Source organism: Dokdonella sp. (assembly GCF_035511235.1).
GTDB lineage: Bacteria > Pseudomonadota > Gammaproteobacteria > Xanthomonadales > Rhodanobacteraceae > Dokdonella.
In genome coordinates, this window is the sequence record NZ_DATKFQ010000006.1 from 59,147 (window position 1) to 76,059 (window position 16,913).

The following is a 16,913-nucleotide window of genomic DNA, read 5'->3' on the forward strand; positions in this document are numbered from 1 at the left end:
ACGCATCGTCTCGCAGGCAGGCGCGATCGAAGGATCGATCACGGCGCATGACTGCGTCCGGATCGTGCGGCGGCCGCGATGCCGGGCAGGACTTGCGCTAAGGTGACGCGACTCCCTCTGCCGCCATCCGAGGCCCACCATGACGCCACCGCGCAAACCGACCGCCGCCGATTTCGATCCGCAGGTGCTGGCGCTGTTCGACCAGTACGTGCACGGGCTGATCGATCGGCGTGGCTTTCTGACCGGGGCCGCGCGCTTCGCGACCGGTGCGACGACCGCGGCCGGCCTGCTCGCGGCGCTGAGCCCGCGTTTCGCCGCCGCGCAGCAGGTCGCGCCGGACGATGCGCGGCTCTCGACGAGCTATCGGCAGTTCGAATCGCCCGACGGCTACGGCGAGGCGCGCGGCTATCTGGCGCGGCCGGCCAAGGCAAAAGGGCCGCTGCCGACCGTGCTGGTGATCCACGAGAACCGCGGTCTCAATCCGCACATCGAGGATGTGACGCGGCGCCTGGCGCTTAAGAACTACATCGCGTTCGCGCCCGATGCGCTGCATCCGCTCGGCGGCTATCCGGGCGACGAGGACAAGGCGCGCGAGCTGTTTCCGAAGCTCGACCAGGCCAGGACGCGCGAGGACTTCCTGGCTGCGGCGGCATTCCTGCGCGGCATCGACGGCGGCAGCGGCCGGCTCGGCGTGGTCGGCTTCTGCTACGGCGGCGCGATGACCAATTTCCTCGCGGCCGAGTTGCCGTACGTCGCGGCGGCGGCACCGTTCTACGGCGCGGCGCCGGCCGTGGAGAGCGTGCCGAAGATCAAGGCCGAGCTGTTCATCGTGCTGGCCGGCGAGGATCCGCGCGTCAATGCGAGCTGGCCGCCGTACCGGGCCGCGCTCGACCAGGCCGGCGTGACCTATGCGTTGTACCAGCCGGCCGGCACCCAGCACGGTTTCCACAACGACACCACGCCGCGCTACGACGAGGCGGCCGCGAAGGAAGCCTGGAAGCGCACCCTGGCGCTGTTCGAGCGGCGTCTGCGTCGCGTCTGAGCGGGGGCCGACGGACTCGGCGCCGGGTCGCCGCGCGCGCCCGGCGCACTGCCGCGCCGCGTCTTGCGCATTCGTCCTTGCCGTTGAACCATCGGCAGCCCGCTTGCGCTGTCGCCGTTCGCGGTAGCACAGCCCGATCCGCGCGAGGATTCTCATGAAGAAGACATCGGCGAGCTCCGGTCCGACAGCCGGCGATCGTTCCGGCGAGAGCGCAGATGCGGCGGCCGGCACCGCCTCGCAGCAGATCGACGCGCGTATCGCGGCGCTCGGCGACTGGCGCGGCGCGATGCTCGCGCGCGTCCGCACGCTCGTGCACGAGGCCGATCCGGCGGTCGTCGAGGAAGTGAAGTGGCGCGGCGTGCCGGTATGGTCGCATGCGGGCATCCTGTGCACCGGCGAGACCTACAAGACCACCCTCAAGCTGACGTTCGCGAAAGGCGCGGCGCTGGAAGATCCGGCGGGTCTCTTCAACGCCAGCCTCGACGGCGGCACGCGGCGCGCGATCGATCTGCATGAAGGCGACACCATCGACGCAGCGGCGTTCAAGGCGCTGCTGCGCGCGGCCGTAGGCTTGAACGTCGGGACGGCCAAGGCGGGCAAGACCGCCCGGCGCAGTTCATCGGCGAAGGACTCCGACGCTGCGGCGACAGCGCCAAGGCCGCAGACGGCCGACCGCCGCGCGAAGAAGGCCGCCTCCCGGAACACCGCAACGCCGAAAGCCGGTACTGGACCGGCCGCCGCGCGCAAGCCGGCATCGGGATCGCCCCTCATCGAGCCGGCGCCCGCCGGGCCGGTCCTGCTCGCCGGCGGCAATCCGCAGATCGCCAAGGGCTACGGCGATGCGCCGGTGCAGGCCTACATCGACGCGATGCCGGGCTGGAAGCGCGCCATCGGCCGGCAGCTCGATGCGTTGATCGTGCGCGCCGTGCCCGGCGTCGCCAAGGCCGTCAAATGGAACTCGCCGCTGTACGGCGTCGAAGGGCAGGGCTGGTTCCTCGGCATCCACTGCTATACGCACTACGTCAAGGTGTCGTTCTTCCGCGGCGCGCGGCTGCGTCCGCCGCCGCCTGGTCAGTCGAAGAGCGCCGACACGCGCTACCTCGACATCCGCGAAGACGAGCCGATCGACGAGACCCGTTTCGTCGACTGGGTGCGCCAGGCCAGCCGGCTGCCGGGCGAGCGCATGTGAAGCGACAGAACGCGGACGTGTACCCCGCCGAGGCGGACGCAGCCTCGCAGCAGGTACGTCGCGGTCGACTCGAGAACCGCGCAGCTCATCGGACTGATCGCCCAGCCTGAGCTCGACGTATCGAGACTGGCTGCTTCCCTTTTCAAAACTGGGCACGTCAACGGCGTCGACGCGTGTTCGGCGTGAAGAGGCCGCGCGAAGCGGCCCCGCCACGCCGATGGCGATCTGGGCGCCTCAGCGCAGATCGACCGTCGCCACCTTGTCCTGCGCATCGCGCTTGGGATCGACGCCGAACAGCAGCTTCACGCCGGCCAGCAGGCTCGACTCGTTGAGCCAGACCTCGGCGCGCTCCGGATCGAAGCGCAGCAGCACCAGCTTGGGGTCGTTCTTGCCTTCGAACCAGGCCGCGATGTACGGATTCCACAACCGGTCGATCACGTCGCGGTCGCGCGAGAGGCTCAGCGTGCCGTGGATGCTCGCGAACAGGTCGTGGCCCTTCGAGCTGAAAGCCGCGATCGCGCGGGCGTCGTCGCGCCTGGCGTGTTCGGCAACGGCATTGGGCAGGCCGGTGAAGAACCAGATCGGTCCGGACTCGCCTTCGACCAGGGCGGTCATCGGGCGCGAATGTCCATCCTCGACACCGTCGACGCCGAGCATCAGCGTGCGGTCGGATTTGAGTGCCTTCCAGAGCCTGGCTTCGAGTTCCTGCGGTGTCGCCATGGCGGAGTCTCCGTCGAATGCGTCGTGCGACGCGCGGGACGCCGTTCTAGACATTCGGCCGTGAACGCGGCTGCAATCCTCGGCTGTGACGGAAGGCCGGCATTCACTTGAACGCGTGCCCGGCGACCGAGCGATCGATCAGCGAACGGTGCGGCGTACGCGGAAGCGATGCGATGCGGGGCGCGGAAGGGGCCCCAAAAAAGCGAGCCCGGCATGGCGCCGGGCTCGCAGGGCGATTGCCGCCGCTTCAGTGCGTTCGCGGCGCCGCCACCGGCTTGGACAGGGCTTCGGCAAGACCGCCGGCGTCGCAGCTGGATCCGACCAGTGCGTCGAGATCGGCCTGGCGATGCAGCAGGTCGCCGAACGTGCGCGGCACGCCGGATACCGGATCGGGCATCGTGAACGTGCCGGGCGTGGCCACCGTGCCCGGATCGCCGACCAGGAAGCGCGACAGCGCGGCCTGGAAGCCCATATTGCGCGGCTCGACGTGCAGGAACTTGGTCTGCGTCTCGCCGCCGTGGCACGAGTCGCAGGTGTTCAGCGACATCATGTGGCGCGCGTCGTTGTTGGTCACCAGCGGATGATCCCAGACCGAGGAGGCCGAGGTGTCCGGATTGAGCGCGGCGCCGGTCAGGAACGGCCGGCCCATGAAGATCTCCGGCACATCGTAGGTATTGGCCAGGATGTCGGCCTCGTTGAGGTTGATGAAGTCGGCCAGCCGCGTGGTCGTGTGCGGCAGCGGCGTCGGATTGTAGGTGGCCCGGTGCGGCGTGAGCTCGGTGGACGCGGTCTCGAGCTGACCGGGCGTGTCGCCGAGATGGAACTCGCGCAGCTCCCACAGCGGATCGAGCGCGTTCTCGTTGGTGCGCACCTGATTGATCGCGCTGCCGTTGGGCTTGTCGGGCGCGGCGTTGGCGGTGGCGAACACGTCGGTGAGGTTCTGCAGCGCCGCGTTGTACGCGCTCGAACCGAGCAGCAGCGAGTCCAGGTCCTTCCACTTCTGCCCGTACGTGCGTACGTCCTCGCACTTGTTCAGCGGCACGCCGTACTCGAGGATCACCGTGAACGGCATGACGTCGCAGCTGCCGTCCTCGTGACGGCGCATCACGCCGAACACGAAGCGGCCTTCGCCGGCGCTGCCGCCGCCGTAGACGAGGTTCTTGCGCAGGTCGAGGCGGTTGACGATCGCGAGCAGGCGCATCGGCGAGCGCTTGAGGTCCAGGCGGCCCTTGGAGTCGCGCGGCCAGAACTTCAGGACCTGGTCGAACATCTCCGGACGCTTGTCGATGTCGAAGGTGTTGACGTTCTGCGTGTCGAGCCAGCTCTTGAGCCATTGCTCGACGAACTCGGCCGGATGGATGCCGGTCAGCGGCTGGTTGGCCATGTCGGTCATCAGGCGGTTGAACGTCCACACGCCGTTCGGATTGCCGAAGCCGGAGCAGGCGTCGAACGTGCGGTCCCGGTCCTCGACGACGCGCGGATGCACGACCATCAGCGAGTGCGGTGCACTGATCAGCGCCGCAGCGCCTGCGGTGACGTCCTCGGGTATGTCGATCGGCGCGCCTTCGCGGATCAGGCGGGTCAGCAGCTCCGGATCGAGATAGGCGATCGGGCGGTGGTCGACGATATGGCGGCCGTCGAAGACCGGCTGCTTGTCGAGCTCGAACGCCTGTTCCTTGCGGCGCGCCTGTTCGGCGACGAAGGCCTCGAAATCGAACGGCACTTCGGCGAAGAAGACATCGGGATTTCGCGGATCCTGGCGCAGCGCGATCGAGCCACCGGCCAGGCGCAGCGGAATCGCCGACGGCAGCTCATGGCCTTTCTCGTAGCGGACCTCGATCCGCGCGGTATTGCCCTCGGGCGTGACGCGCGGCAGCGCGGTCAGCGTGATCTTCTCGGTCGGCGGAAACGCGACCATCGCATCGGGCTTGGGATCCTGCGCGATCGCCGACTGGCCGGCGATGCCGGTCATCAGCATCGCGGCGAGCACGAGTGCGGCGCGGCGGCGGGTGGCGTGGCTGGGCAAGGGTTTTTCGAGCATGCGCATCTCTTCCTCCTCTTCCTGGCTGAATGGGTTTTTGCGAGCGCGACAGCGCGTCCATCGCCGGCCACTGGCCTGCGAAAAGACGAGTCCTACTGGTTTTCCCCGTATTGCGTGTCCCCTGGTCCGATCGAAGCTAACAGTCGAATTACGGATCAATTGTGAAATAGTACACAAATTGAATCGGCTTATGTCAATTGAGCCGATCGGGAATGGAGGCGAATGGCGATTCGATATCGGCCCGAATGCCAATACCCCGTCATTTGTGCGGACGGGGCCGTCGTTCCGAATGCAATGAATGCAATGCCGTCCCGTACCGTATCTGCGCCGCAGCGGCGATCACCGTGGCGCCGGTCGGCAATGCCGGACAGGCGCTGTCGACCTGGCCGGCCCAGGCCGATTGGGTACGATCCGGTGCAGGCTGCGGCCGCAGCGTCGCGCGGCGCACGCTGTCGGCGCACCCGCCAGCGGAACCCATCGTGCTTGCGATGGGTTCCGCTGCGGTATCCGTCCGTGGATCCGTGCGCGTTGCGCTCCGCGGCGCGCTAGTGCGTCTTGGCGGCCGTCGCCGTCGCGAACAGTCCGCCGACCAGACCGCCGGACGGGCAGCTCATGCTGACCAGGGCGTCGAGATCGGCTTCGCGATGCAGCAGATCGCCGAACGTGCGCGGCACGCCGGAGACCGGGTCGGGCATCGTGAACGTGCCGGGGCTCGCGACCGAACCGGGGCTGCCGGTCAGGAAGCGCGACAGGCCGGCCTCGGAGCCCATGCTGCGCGGCTCGATGTGCAGGAACGTCGTGGTGCCGGTCTCGCCGCCGTGGCACGAATCGCAGGTATTGAGCGAGAACAGATGGCGCGCCTCGTTGTTGCTGACGCCCGGATGCTTCCAGACGAAGCTCGGCGACGTGCTCGGATTCAACGACGAGCCGGTCAGGAACGGCTGGCCGAGGAACGTATCCGGTACCGTATAGGTGCCGGCGAGGATCGCCGCCTCGTTCGTGTTGATGAAATCGGCCAGCAGCGTCGTCGTGTGCGGCGCCGGGAACGGATTGTAGGTGGGGCGGTGCGGCGTCATCTCGGTGGACTTGAGCACCAGCAGATGACTCGAGCCGTCCAGGCCGAATTCGCGCAGCTCCCACAGCGGATCGAGCGCGTTCTCGTTGGTGCGGATCTGGTTGATCGCGCTGCCGTTGGGCTTGCCGGGCGCCGCATTGGCCTTGGTGAACTGCTCGGTGATGTCCTCGAGCGCGGCGTTGTACGCCAGCGAGCCGAGCGGCAGACCGTCCAGCGCATGCCATTGCGTGCCGTAGTCCTGCACCGCGGTGCAGCCGCGGATCGGCACGCCGTATTCGAGGATCACGGTCGAGCGCATCAGCGCACAGCCGCCGCCGGGAAGGCGCCGCATGATGCCGAACACGAAGCGTCCCTCGCCGGCGCTGCCGCCGCCGTAGACGGCGTTCTTGCGCAGATCCACGCGATTGACGATCGCCAGCAGGCGCATCGGCGACTGCTCGAGCTTGAGCCGGCCCGAGCCGTCGCGCGGCCACGGATTGATCACCGAGTTGATGATGAGGTCGCGCTCGGTGATCTCGAACGAATTGACGAAGGTGGTATTGACCCAGCTCTTGAGCCAGTCCTCGACGAAGTCGGCCGGATCGATGCCGGTCAGCGGCTGGTTGGCCATCTCCGACATCAGGTGCGCGAACGTCCACACGCCGGTCGGATTGCCGGTATTCGTGCAGGCGTCGAAGGTGCGCGTCGGGTCCTCGACGACCAGCGGATGCACGACCATCAGCGAGCGCTCGGCGCTGAGCAGGCCGGCGGTGCCGGTGACGACGTCCTTCGGAATGCGGATCGGTGTGCCGGAGCCGATCTGCCGCGTCAGCGTGGCGGGATCGAGAAACGCCACCGGGCGATGGTCGACGATCTCGCGGCCGTGGAAGACCGGCGCCTTGCCCTGCGCAGCGAGGTTCTTGCGGCGCGCCTGCTCGGCGACGAACCGGTCGAAGTCGAACGGCACCGTGCCGGCATAGACGTCCGGATCCCGCGGATCACGCTGCAGGTAGACCGGCCGGTCCTGGACCTGGATCTCGATGCGCTCGGGCAGCCGCTGGCCCTTCTCGTAGCGGACGTCGAGCCGGGCCGTGTGGCCCTGGTCGGAGGGGCGCGGCAGCGCGGTGATCGAGACGGTCTCGGCGATCGGCAAGGGGTCGGGTTTCAACGCGGCCGGTTGCGCGAAGCCGGTCGAGGCGGCGATGCCGGTGGTCAGCAGCGCGACGAGCAGGCCGGCGTGCGGCCGGTACGCGGTGGGGCTGGGCAAAGGTCGAGCGAACATGGTCCTTATCCTCCTTTTCCTGGCTGGGGGTGGTACGCGCGCGGACGGCGCAGCCATCGCGCCGCCGGCAGGCGTGCGATGGAAAGTCGGTATCGAGAGCTCCCCGCTGTCGAGAATGACGAGGCCGACGCTAACAGCCGGCGCCAGCGTGGAGCGTGATCGGTCCCCCAGAACGGAACCGGTTCTCGTTCATCTTTCCACATTGTTCGCGAGGGCGCGGCCCCGCTGGTCGATCGGGCCATGTTGCGGTGCACGCTCGTGCCAGCGCCCGCAAAGAGGGGCGCGGCCGATGCGGCGCTCCCAGCGGCGTCGAGCCGCGGCGGACGCGTCTCGCGTCCACTGCGTCGCGGTACCCAATGCAGCGCGCGCCGGGCGGCGCGCTGCGCGACAATGCGCAGCACGCCATCCGCCGCGTTCGCCGATGCGGCGGCCGAATTCATCTCCGTTTCGAGTAGCCAGCCCGATGTCATCGCCTACGTTCCATCCGATCGGTATCCCCGGCCAGCCGTGGGGGCCGGCAGAGAAAGCCGCCTGGCGCGCGCAGCAGACGCGCCGGCGCAGCTACGCCGACGACGTGCTCAGCGTGATCGAACGCCTGCGCGCGCGCTTCGACGTGCTCGAGTACGGGCAGCTCGACTACGCGCCCGACGTCTATCCGCTGCTGGCGCTGCGCAGCCGCGACTGGCACGACGACCGGCCGATCGTGCTGGTCAGCGGCGGCGTGCACGGCTACGAGACCAGCGGCGTCCATGGCGCGCTGGCCTTCCTCGAAAGCCGCGCCGACGCCTACGCCGGGCGCGTCAACCTGCTGGTCGCGCCCTGCGTCAGTCCCTGGGCCTACGAGCGGATCCATCGCTGGAATCCGCTGGCGGTCGATCCGAACCGGTCGTTCCGGCCCGATAGTCCGGCCGCCGAGTCGGCGGCGCTGATCGAGCTGGTCGCGCCGTGGCGCGGACGGGTGCGCGTACACGTCGACCTGCACGAGACCACCGACAGCGACGAATCGGAATTCCGGCCGGCCCTGGCCGCGCGCGACGGCAAGCGCCACGAGCCGGGCGAGATTCCGGACGGCTTCTACGTCGTCGGCGACAGCGAACGCCCGCAGCTGGCGTTCCAGCAGGCGGTGATCGCGGCGGTGGCCGAGGTCACGCATATCGCGCCGGCCGACCGCGACGGCGCGATCATCGGCTCGCCGATGGTCGCGCCGGGCGTGATTCTGTATCCGGTGCGCGAGCTCGGCCTGTGCGCCGGCATCACCGACGCGCCGTTCACGACGACCACCGAGGTCTATCCGGACAGCCCGCGCGCGACGCCCGAGCAGTGCAATGCCGCCCAGGTCGCGGCGGTCGCCGCCGCGATCGACTTTGCGCTGGCGCACTGAGCGCGGCGAGCGCGGACGCTGCCGCTCTCGTCGCGACGGCGATGCGTACGCTGGCGTTGGTCTCGAGCGGCGGCGGCGCCGATCGCCGCCGCCGGTGCACTCAGGCGACCGTCAGCGTGACGTCGATGTTGCCGCGCGTCGCGTTCGAGTAGGGACACACGATGTGCGCCTGCTCGACCAGCGACTCGACCTGATCGCGCGCCAGGCCGGGCACGCGGATCGTCAGCGCCGCGGCGATGCCGAAGCCGGTCGGCAGCGGGCCGATGCCGACCTCGCCGGTGACGGTCGTTTCGGCCGGCAGCGCGATCTTCTGCTTGCCGGCGACGAACTTCAGCGCGCTGAGAAAGCAGGCCGAATAGCCGGCCGCGAACAACTGCTCAGGATTGGTGCCGCTGCCGCCGGCGCCGCCGAGCGCGCGCGGCGTCGACAGCCTGACGTCGAGCGCCCCGTCGGACGAGGTGGCCTGGCCTTCGCGGCCGCCGGTGGCGGTGGCCGTGGCGGTGTAGAGGATCGTGTCGAGCGACATGGCGGTTCCTTTCGAGTCTGTAGGGAGGCGGCCGTTGCGGCCGGTGAGCGCACTATCCGCGCATCCCTGGCACGATAGGCGCGTTATAGTCCTGAAAACTTGATCAGGCGTATGCGATGGTCGATCGATTGGCGGGGCTGCTCGAGCGCTATCCGGTAAGTGCCGAGGTCTTCCATGCCGGCGCGCTGTGCGGCATCCACGCGATCGACGGCGAGGGCGACCGCGGCCAGCTGCATCTGGTGCGGCGCGGTCCGGTCGAGGTGTTCCACGGCCGGGACGTCGTGCAGGTCGACGAACCGAGCCTGCTGCTATACGCGCGTCCGCTCGCGCACCGCTTCGTGACCGACGCCGAGCGCGGCGCCGAGCTCGCCTGTGCGAACCTGCGTTTCGACGGCGGCCGCGGCCATCCGCTGCGCGCGGCGCTGCCGGACTTCGTCGCGATGCCGCTGGCGCGGATCGCCGGTGCCGAACCGGTGCTGACGCTGCTGTTCGAAGAGGCCTTCGCCGAGCGCTGCGGACGCCATGCGCTGGTCAACCGGCTGTTCGAGGTCGTGCTGATCCAGCTGCTGCGTCAGCTGATGGAAAGCGGGCGGATGCCGGCGGGGCTGCTCGCCGGCCTCGGCCATCCGCGCCTGCGCCATGCGCTGGCGGCCGTGCATGCGGCGCCGGCCGAGCCGTGGACGCTCGAGCGCATGGCCGCCGCGGCGCGCATGTCGCGCAGCGTCTTCGCGGCCGCGTTCCGCGAGGCGATGGGGCGAACACCGGCGCAGTACCTGGCCGAATGGCGCATCGGCCTCGCCCAGCAGGCGATGCGCCGCGGCGCGCCGCTCAAGGCGATCGCGGCCGAGATCGGCTACGGTAGCGAGGCGGCGTTCTCGCGTGCGTTCAAGGCGCAGACCGGTCTGCCGCCACGTGCCTGGCGCCGTGCCGCGGCGACCGCGTAAGCCGCGCGTGGCTGCGGTCGGATCGGCCGCACGGTGCCGGCGGCGCGGCCTGAGGATTCGCGGCCGGCGCGAACGGCCCGAGCTGGCTCAATCACGCGCGCGCTGCGTCGGGCCGACGGCGAGGGCGCGCCCGGCGCGCCGGCGGCAGGCGCCGGGCGCCCCTGTACGCCGATCGCGGATCGTCCATGCCGGACCGTGACGCCGGACCGGACGGCAGCGTATGGCGCGGGTGTACCATCATCGCGCGCGGGGCCTGCGGCACCGCGCAATGGGGCATCAGCAGCCAACAGGGAGCGTACGAGATGGACATGACGGTGAGATGCCGCTGCGGCCAGGTGCGCGGCGCGGCGCGGACCGAGCGCGCGTATACGCGGGCCACCTGCTACTGCCGGGACTGCCGCGCCTATGCGCGCTTCCTCGGCGGTTCCGACGTGCTGGACGCGCACGGCGGCACCGATCTCGTGCCGATCGCGCCGGCCGGCCTGCGCCTGATCGCCGGACTCGAAGCGCTGGCCTGCGTCTCGCTCGGACCGCGTGGCCTGCTGCGCTGGTACGCCGCCTGCTGCCGCGCGCCGATCGCCAATACGCCGCGGCAGGCGCAGACACCGTACGTCGGCGTGTTCGCCAGCGCATTCGACGTGCCGGCCGAGGCACTGGACGCGGCACTGGGACCGCGCGGTGCACTCGTGATCCATGCCGGCAGCGCCCGCGGCGACGTCGCCCCGACGCGCTGGCGATTCGCGCTCGGCGGCCTGCGCATTGTCGCCGGCATGACCGCGGCGCGGCTGCGCGGCGAGCCGCCGGCGGCGTTCTTCGACACGTCCGGCCGGCCGATCCGCCACGTGCGCGAGCTCACGCTCGAGGAGCGCACGAAGCTGAGCGATGCGCCGGCGCCGCACTGAACGCCGGCGCGCGGAACGGTCAGGACAGCGCCCGCGCTAGTCGCGATCGGGCGCGCCGAGCGGAAAGTACGACCGGTACGGCCGTGCCGCATCGACCACGCGTACGACCGAAGGGCGGGTCAGCACGCGCTGGCGATAGGCCTGTACCTGCGCATGGCGCGCGCCGATCGCATGGGTCCAGTCGGCATAGAACAGGAACGGCGCGGCACCGCAGTCGGCCAGCGTGAATGCCTCGCCGGCGGCCCAGGGCCGGCCGTCGGCCAGATGCGCGTCGAGCCACGCGTAAGCGGTGTCGAGCATCGCCCGCGCCTCGGCGACGCCGCGCGGGTCGCGCGTATCGGGCTCGCGCAGCGCGTCGAACACGATCTTCTGCTGCGGCGTCGACACGTAGTGGTCGAAGAAGCGATCGAGCATGCGCACCGTCAAGGCGGCGTCCGGATCGTCGGGGATCAGCCGCACCGGGCCGGGATGGTGCTGCTGCAGGTATTCGATGATCACGCTGGACTCCGGCAGCGTGCGTGTGCCGTCGCGCAGCAGCGGAAAGCGCCGGATCGGCCAGAGCGCGGCGAATTCGGCCAGCGCGTCAGGACCGGACGGGTCGGACGGATCGAGCAGGCGCAGGCGGAACGGCACGGCGTTCTCTTCGAGCGCGATCAGCACCTTCTGACAGTAGGACGAAAACGGGTGGGCGAACAGTTCGAGCGGCATGGACACTCCTGGGATGCGACGGGGGCGGCGCGACGGGCGCCGTTCGGGTACCGCGACGAACCAGTGCATGCCGGATCGACAGCCCTGGCGGAACCGGGCGCCGGACCGGGTTTGATCGGTCGATGCCGCCTGACCGGGCGGATTTCCGTTTTTCCCTGCCGTTTTACGTTAGGGGGAAGGCACGACGCGTGTGACGACGTTTCCACGACCCGAGGACGAATCCGATGTCATCTTGTTCCCAACCTTCCCGCCGGCCGCGCTTGACCGCGATGCTGGGCATTCCCGTGCTGATCGCGGCGCTGGCCGGACCGGCCGCGGCCGACAAGGCCGGCCAGCTGCCCGCCCGTGGCGGCAGCGAGCCCGCGCACGCGACCGTGGCCGGCAGCCCGCTGACGATCCTCGCCGGTGCCGACCATTCGTTCCAGATCCTCAACGATCAGGTGCCCGGCACCGGCCAGCTCTATCCGTCGCAGGGGACCGGACTGGCCGACATGGGCTGGATCGTGCGCGCCGGCGGCGTGCTGTACGGGCCGGACTTCCAGAACCACGAGGCCGGCACGGCGACCGGCGGTCTCGGCACGGTGACGCCGTACGGCGCCGGCAGCGTCAGCGCGGTGTCGGGCAGCGGTAGCGAGGCCGATCCGTACCTGGTCGTCGTCGCCGCGCCGCTGGCCGGCGGCCTGCAGGCACGGCAGGAGGTGCGCTACGTCAACGGACGCAACTACTTCAGCAAGCGCTTCACGCTGACCAATGCCGGCGCCGAGCCGCAGAGCGTGTCGATCTATCTCGGCGGCGACATCTACCTGGCCGCCAGCGACAGCGGCATCCCGTACTTGGAGCCGGCCTCGCAGAGCCCCGGCGGCCGCGACTGCGGCGGTCCGCGCGGCAACAACGACGGCTACTACATCCTCTACATCCCGCAGACGCCGGCCGACCGCTACACCGGCACCGGCTACAGCAGCGTCTGGTCGCAGATCGGCAGCGGCGATCTCGACGGCGTCCTGGCGCCGCCGGACTGCATCGACAACGGCGCAGCGCTGCAATGGAACCGCACGCTCGCCGCCGGCGCCAGCGTGACGATCCTGGCGACGACTTCGTTCGGCGAGATTCCGTCGATCGCGCAGTTCGACATCACCAGCGTGACGCCGGGCGCCGGCGCGCAGGGCGCCATCGTGCCGGTGACGATCCGCGGCATCGGCTTCGCGAACGGGATGACGGTTTCGTTCGGCGACGGCATCGCCGTCGACGCGCTGACCGTCGTCGACGCCGGCACCGCAACCGCGACGCTGACGATCGCCGCCGACGCGCCGATCGGCTTCCGCGACGTCGTCGGCATCGCGGCCGGCGGCAACCTGACCGCGACTCTGGCGCAGGGCTTCCAGGTCACCAGCGCCGGCGAGCCCGATCCGTTCACGCTGACGCGGATCGTGCCGGCCAGCGGTCTCGTCGGCGCCACGCTGCAGGCGACCTTGCAGGGCACCGGTTTCCAGCCGGGCATGACGGTGACGCTCGGTGACGGCGTGACCGTCTCCAACCTGGTCGTCACCGGACCGACTGCGGCGACGCTGACGCTGGCGATTGCCGCCGATGCGGTGCCCGGTCCGCGCGATGTGGTCGCCTCGCTCGGCGGCAAGCTCAGCGCGGCGCTGCCGGCCGGCTTCCTGGTGATCGCCGGATCGACCGGCGAGCCGCCGGTCGCGCAGCCGGTGCCGGCGCTGAGCCCGGCCGGTCTGCTGCTGATGATGCTCGGCGTGCTCGGCGCCGCGTGGGCGATCGGCCGCCGCTAACCCCAGCGGCCCGATCGGGAAGCCGGCCGCGCGCCGGTGCCCCGCTGCGCTTGCGGGCGGCCCGAGTGCCGCCCGCTTTTTTGTGAGCGTGTGCGCCGTTTGCTGGCAATCGGCGCCGGCTTGCGTATCGTGGCGGCGACGGACGCGAGGGAGGGGCGGCGATGGACGGTCGGCAGCGGCATGCAGGCGTGGACGCGGATCGGCTCGGCTTCGAGCGGATCGAGGCGATGATCCGGTCGCTGCCGGCTGCGGCGCACGAGCAGGCCGGGCGCTGGGAGCGCGGCTTGCTGCTGGCGGGCCTGGCCGCTGCGGTGCTGGCCGTGACCGTACGTCAGATCGTGCCGGGCGCCGCCGGCGCCGTGCTGGTACTGGTCTGCGTCGTGATCGAGCTGGTGACGCTCGGGATCTCGAGCTGGCTTTCGGTGCGGCGGCACTGGCCCTCGTTCCGGCACCCGACGCGCACGTTCGCGCACGAGCTCGATGCCGATTTCGTCCACTACCGCCGTCTGGTGGCGGCGCTGCGACGCTTCCCGCACGCGCAGCTCGAGGCGCGCCTGCGCTATCTGCGCACGCGGCGCCAGTCGATGCAGCAGGGTTTGAGCCTGTTCACCGGCGGCCTCGAGCGCCTCGGCATCCTGCCGGTGATCGGCGTGCTCTATCTGCAGTTCCGCGACTGGCGCTGGGGCGACTGGACGCGGCTGTCCGACGTGAACCTGCTGCAGGCGCTGTTGATCGGTGCGCTGCTGCTGGTCTATCTGACGGGTTGGCAACTGGCCATCGTGCACCGGCGCACTGCGGTCTACGAGGCGCTGCTCGCCGAAGCGGCGCATGTGCGGGAGGCCGGCATCTCGCCGGTGCCGAGCCGGCCCGGTGCGGCCGCGCCGGTCGGCGCCGACGTCGCTTGATCGGATCGGCGCGCCAGCCCAGCTCCGTGACCGATGGCGTGCGCGGCGCTGTCGCAGGTCGGGTATCGTGCCCTGCGGCAGGGCGAGGCCTGTCCGGATGCGGCCATGTGGGCGGGTTCGCCGCGATCGACGCAGTCCGTCACGAAGAAGGGGGCACAAGCGAATGATCCGAACGGTCATCCTGGCGGCCGGGTTCGCCGCATTGCCGATCGCGGCCGCACCGGTCAGCGGCACGCTGGAGATGCGCTGGGGCGATCCGCCGCCCGGCAGCGTGGAGGCTGCGCGCTTCGAGGTCACCGTGGTCGACGCCGGCGGCCGGCGGCACGCGATCGACGCCGGCAGTGCGCTGCGCGCGTCGGGCGACCTGTACCGCCAGATCGGCCGCCCGGTCACCGTGACGGTCGCCGAGGACGGCGTCCGGGACGGCAAGCTGCATGCCGAGACGATCGTGCCGCACGGCCCTCTGCTGCCGGCCGGCGGCGTCACCGGTTCCAGGCCGTGGGCGACGCTGCTGTGCCGCTTCGCCGACCTGGCGGACGAGCCGCAGCCGATCGGTTACTTCCAGACGCTGATGTCCGATGCGCAAGGGCGCCTCGATCATTACTGGCAGACGGTGTCCTACGGCAAGGTCGACATCGCCGGCAGTGCGGTGTTCGGCTGGTTCACGCTGCCGCATCCGCGCAGCCACTACATCCCGGACGGCGAATCGGCCGACCTGATCGCGCTGTTCCAGGACTGCACCGGTGTCGCCGACGCCACGGTCGACTTCTCGAACTTCGTCGGCATCAACACGATGTACAACGCCGATCTGGACTGCTGCGCCTGGGGCGGCAGCCTGTGGGCGGGGCTCGACGGGCCGGCACGCAGCTGGTACGTGACCTGGGAGCCGCCGTGGGGCTATGCGAACCAGGCGCCGCTCGCGCACGAGATGGGCCATGGCTTCGGTCTGCCGCACGCGAACAACTCCGACCGCGACGACGACCCGTACGACAATCCATGGGACGTCATGAGCGGTGCCTGGTACAACGTGACGTTCGATGCGACCTTCGGCTGGCAGCCGCAGCACATCGGGATCTGGTCACGCGACCATCTGGGCTGGATCGATGCCGAACGCCAGCTGGTGATCGCCGCGACCGGCATCCACGAAGGCATTGTGCTCGACCGCGCCAGCCTGGCCGACTCGCCGAACGTGCAGATGATCAAGGTGACGATCCCCGGCGAACCGGCCTCGCACCATTATCTGATCGAGGCGCGCCTGCGCACGCCGCTGTACGAGGGCGCGCTGGCCGGCGACGCGGTGATCATCACCGAGGTCGACGGCACGCGTACCGAACCGGCCTGGAGCGTCGACGCCGACGAGCCGCCGGCCGACGTCGCGAACAACGCCGGTTCGATGTTCGTCGTCGGCGAAAGCTGGACCGCGCCCGGCGATGCGCTGCAGGTGGACATCGTCGGCCGCACCGACGAGGGTTTCGTCCTGGACGTCCGCCGCGGCGTCGATCGGGTGTTCGCCGACGGCTTCGACTGACGGCCGCGGCGCCGTTGCCGCGCGTTGCATCGGCGCCGCGTAGGATCGCCGCTCCGATGCCATTGCGGCGTCGCTGCGAGGACTCGACGATGGTGTCGACAGCGCCGGCCCGGCGGCCGGCACTCCGCATCGGCTGTGCCGGCTGGTCGATCCCGGCCGCGCAGACGCAGCGCTTTCCGGCCGCCGGCACGCATCTGACGCGCTATGCCGAGGTGTTCGACGCGGTCGAGATCAATTCCTCGTTCTATCGCCCGCACCGGCCGCAGACGTACCGGCGCTGGGCCGGCTCGGTGCCGGCCGGCTTCCACTTCTCGGTCAAGATGCCGCGCTCGATCAGCCACGAGCATCGCCTGCGCGCACCGGCCGAGGACGCGCTGGCGCCGTTCCTCGAGGCGGTCGCCGAGCTCGGCGACCGCCTCGGCGCGCTGCTGCTGCAGCTGCCGCCGAGCCTGCGCTTCGATGCGGCGGTCGTCGGGCGATTCCTCCACGCGCTGCGGGCGCGCCATGCCGGGCCGGTGGCGTGCGAGCCGCGCCACGCGTCGTGGTTCGAGGCCGCCGCGACGGCGCTGCTGCGCGAGCACCACATCGCGCGCGTCGCCGCCGATCCGGCGCGGGTGCCGCGCGCGGCGCTGCCGGCGGCCGATCGCCGCATCGAGTATCTGCGCCTGCACGGCGCGCCGCGGATCTACTACGACGCCTATTCGCCGGCGGCGCTGGATGCGCTCGCCGCTCGGCTGGCGCGCGCCTCCACGCGCACCCGTACGCGCTGGTGCATCTTCGACAACACCGCGCTGGGGCACGCCAGCGCCGATGCGCTGGCCCTGATCGAGCGGCTGCGCGAGCGCGAGCAGGCTTGAACGACGCCGGTGCGGCTGCCGATCGCTGCGCCGCGCGCCGCTCGGGT

The 16,913-nt window shown here is 70.4% G+C and carries 14 protein-coding genes and 1 pseudogene; 10 read left to right on the forward strand and 5 right to left on the reverse strand.

The genetic code is table 11. The annotated features are described in order from the left end of the window. Window positions 1-139 precede the first annotated feature (139 nt). The 3 genes and pseudogenes from VMR06_RS03400 (at window position 140) to VMR06_RS03410 (ending at window position 2,231) form a co-directional block, all read left to right on the forward strand. Window positions 140-1,042, forward strand: a complete 903-nt coding sequence (locus VMR06_RS03400; RefSeq protein ID WP_325373003.1) for a dienelactone hydrolase family protein — start codon at window positions 140-142, stop codon at window positions 1,040-1,042. A 154-nt stretch (window positions 1,043-1,196) separates the two neighbouring features. Continuing rightward, window positions 1,197-1,634: pseudogene (locus VMR06_RS03405) on the forward strand (DUF1801 domain-containing protein); the annotation flags it as partial. Between the two features lie 276 nt (window positions 1,635-1,910). After that, a complete protein-coding gene (locus tag VMR06_RS03410; protein ID WP_325373087.1) occupies window positions 1,911-2,231 on the forward strand; it encodes a DUF1801 domain-containing protein in 321 nt (106 codons plus the stop codon). Window positions 2,232-2,465: 234 nt separating this feature from the next. On the opposite strand, the gene VMR06_RS03415 is transcribed toward VMR06_RS03410, so the two are convergent. From VMR06_RS03415 to VMR06_RS03425, 3 genes are all read right to left on the reverse strand, one after another. Further along, window positions 2,466-2,951: a pyridoxamine 5'-phosphate oxidase family protein gene (locus VMR06_RS03415; protein WP_325373005.1), complete on the reverse strand. Its 486-nt coding sequence runs from the start codon at window positions 2,949-2,951 to the stop codon at window positions 2,466-2,468. Between the two features lie 247 nt (window positions 2,952-3,198). Then, complete coding sequence (locus VMR06_RS03420; RefSeq protein WP_325373007.1) at window positions 3,199-4,998, reverse strand: hypothetical protein; 1,800 nt, start codon at window positions 4,996-4,998, stop codon at window positions 3,199-3,201. Between the two features lie 539 nt (window positions 4,999-5,537). Further along, entirely contained in the window at window positions 5,538-7,328 is a 1,791-nt protein-coding gene (locus VMR06_RS03425; protein ID WP_325373009.1) for a hypothetical protein, read from the reverse strand. A 463-nt stretch (window positions 7,329-7,791) separates the two neighbouring features. Here VMR06_RS03425 and VMR06_RS03430 point away from each other — a divergent pair, with 463 nt between their 5' ends. Continuing rightward, window positions 7,792-8,709 (forward strand): M14 family metallocarboxypeptidase, encoded by a 918-nt coding sequence (locus tag VMR06_RS03430; protein WP_325373011.1) that lies wholly within the window; start codon window positions 7,792-7,794, stop codon window positions 8,707-8,709. Window positions 8,710-8,809: 100 nt separating this feature from the next. Here the strand turns inward: VMR06_RS03430 and VMR06_RS03435 are convergent, their stop codons facing one another. Further along, window positions 8,810-9,235: an organic hydroperoxide resistance protein gene (locus VMR06_RS03435; RefSeq protein WP_325373013.1), complete on the reverse strand. Its 426-nt coding sequence runs from the start codon at window positions 9,233-9,235 to the stop codon at window positions 8,810-8,812. A gap of 116 nt (window positions 9,236-9,351) precedes the next feature. Between VMR06_RS03435 and VMR06_RS03440 the strand changes: the two genes are divergently transcribed. Both VMR06_RS03440 and VMR06_RS03445 read left to right on the forward strand, forming a co-directional pair. Next, window positions 9,352-10,179, forward strand: coding sequence for an AraC family transcriptional regulator (locus VMR06_RS03440; protein ID WP_325373015.1), 828 nt, complete (start codon window positions 9,352-9,354; stop codon window positions 10,177-10,179). A gap of 308 nt (window positions 10,180-10,487) precedes the next feature. After that, a complete protein-coding gene (locus VMR06_RS03445; RefSeq protein ID WP_325373016.1) occupies window positions 10,488-11,081 on the forward strand; it encodes a DUF6151 family protein in 594 nt (197 codons plus the stop codon). Window positions 11,082-11,117: 36 nt separating this feature from the next. Here the strand turns inward: VMR06_RS03445 and VMR06_RS03450 are convergent, their stop codons facing one another. After that, window positions 11,118-11,789 (reverse strand): glutathione S-transferase family protein, encoded by a 672-nt coding sequence (locus VMR06_RS03450; RefSeq protein WP_325373017.1) that lies wholly within the window; start codon window positions 11,787-11,789, stop codon window positions 11,118-11,120. Window positions 11,790-12,013: 224 nt separating this feature from the next. On the opposite strand from VMR06_RS03450, the gene VMR06_RS03455 reads away from it, so the two are divergent. The 4 genes from VMR06_RS03455 (at window position 12,014) to VMR06_RS03470 (ending at window position 16,866) form a co-directional block, all read left to right on the forward strand. Next, window positions 12,014-13,576, forward strand: a complete 1,563-nt coding sequence (locus VMR06_RS03455; protein ID WP_325373018.1) for a hypothetical protein — start codon at window positions 12,014-12,016, stop codon at window positions 13,574-13,576. A gap of 161 nt (window positions 13,577-13,737) precedes the next feature. Further along, the gene (locus VMR06_RS03460; protein ID WP_325373020.1) at window positions 13,738-14,481 is read left to right on the forward strand and encodes a hypothetical protein; all 744 of its coding nucleotides are present in this window, start codon (window positions 13,738-13,740) and stop codon (window positions 14,479-14,481) included. A gap of 163 nt (window positions 14,482-14,644) precedes the next feature. Continuing rightward, window positions 14,645-16,009 (forward strand): hypothetical protein, encoded by a 1,365-nt coding sequence (locus VMR06_RS03465; protein ID WP_325373022.1) that lies wholly within the window; start codon window positions 14,645-14,647, stop codon window positions 16,007-16,009. An 89-nt stretch (window positions 16,010-16,098) separates the two neighbouring features. Further along, window positions 16,099-16,866, forward strand: a complete 768-nt coding sequence (locus VMR06_RS03470) for a DUF72 domain-containing protein (protein WP_325373024.1) — start codon at window positions 16,099-16,101, stop codon at window positions 16,864-16,866. The last annotated feature ends 47 nt before the right edge of the window (window positions 16,867-16,913 follow it).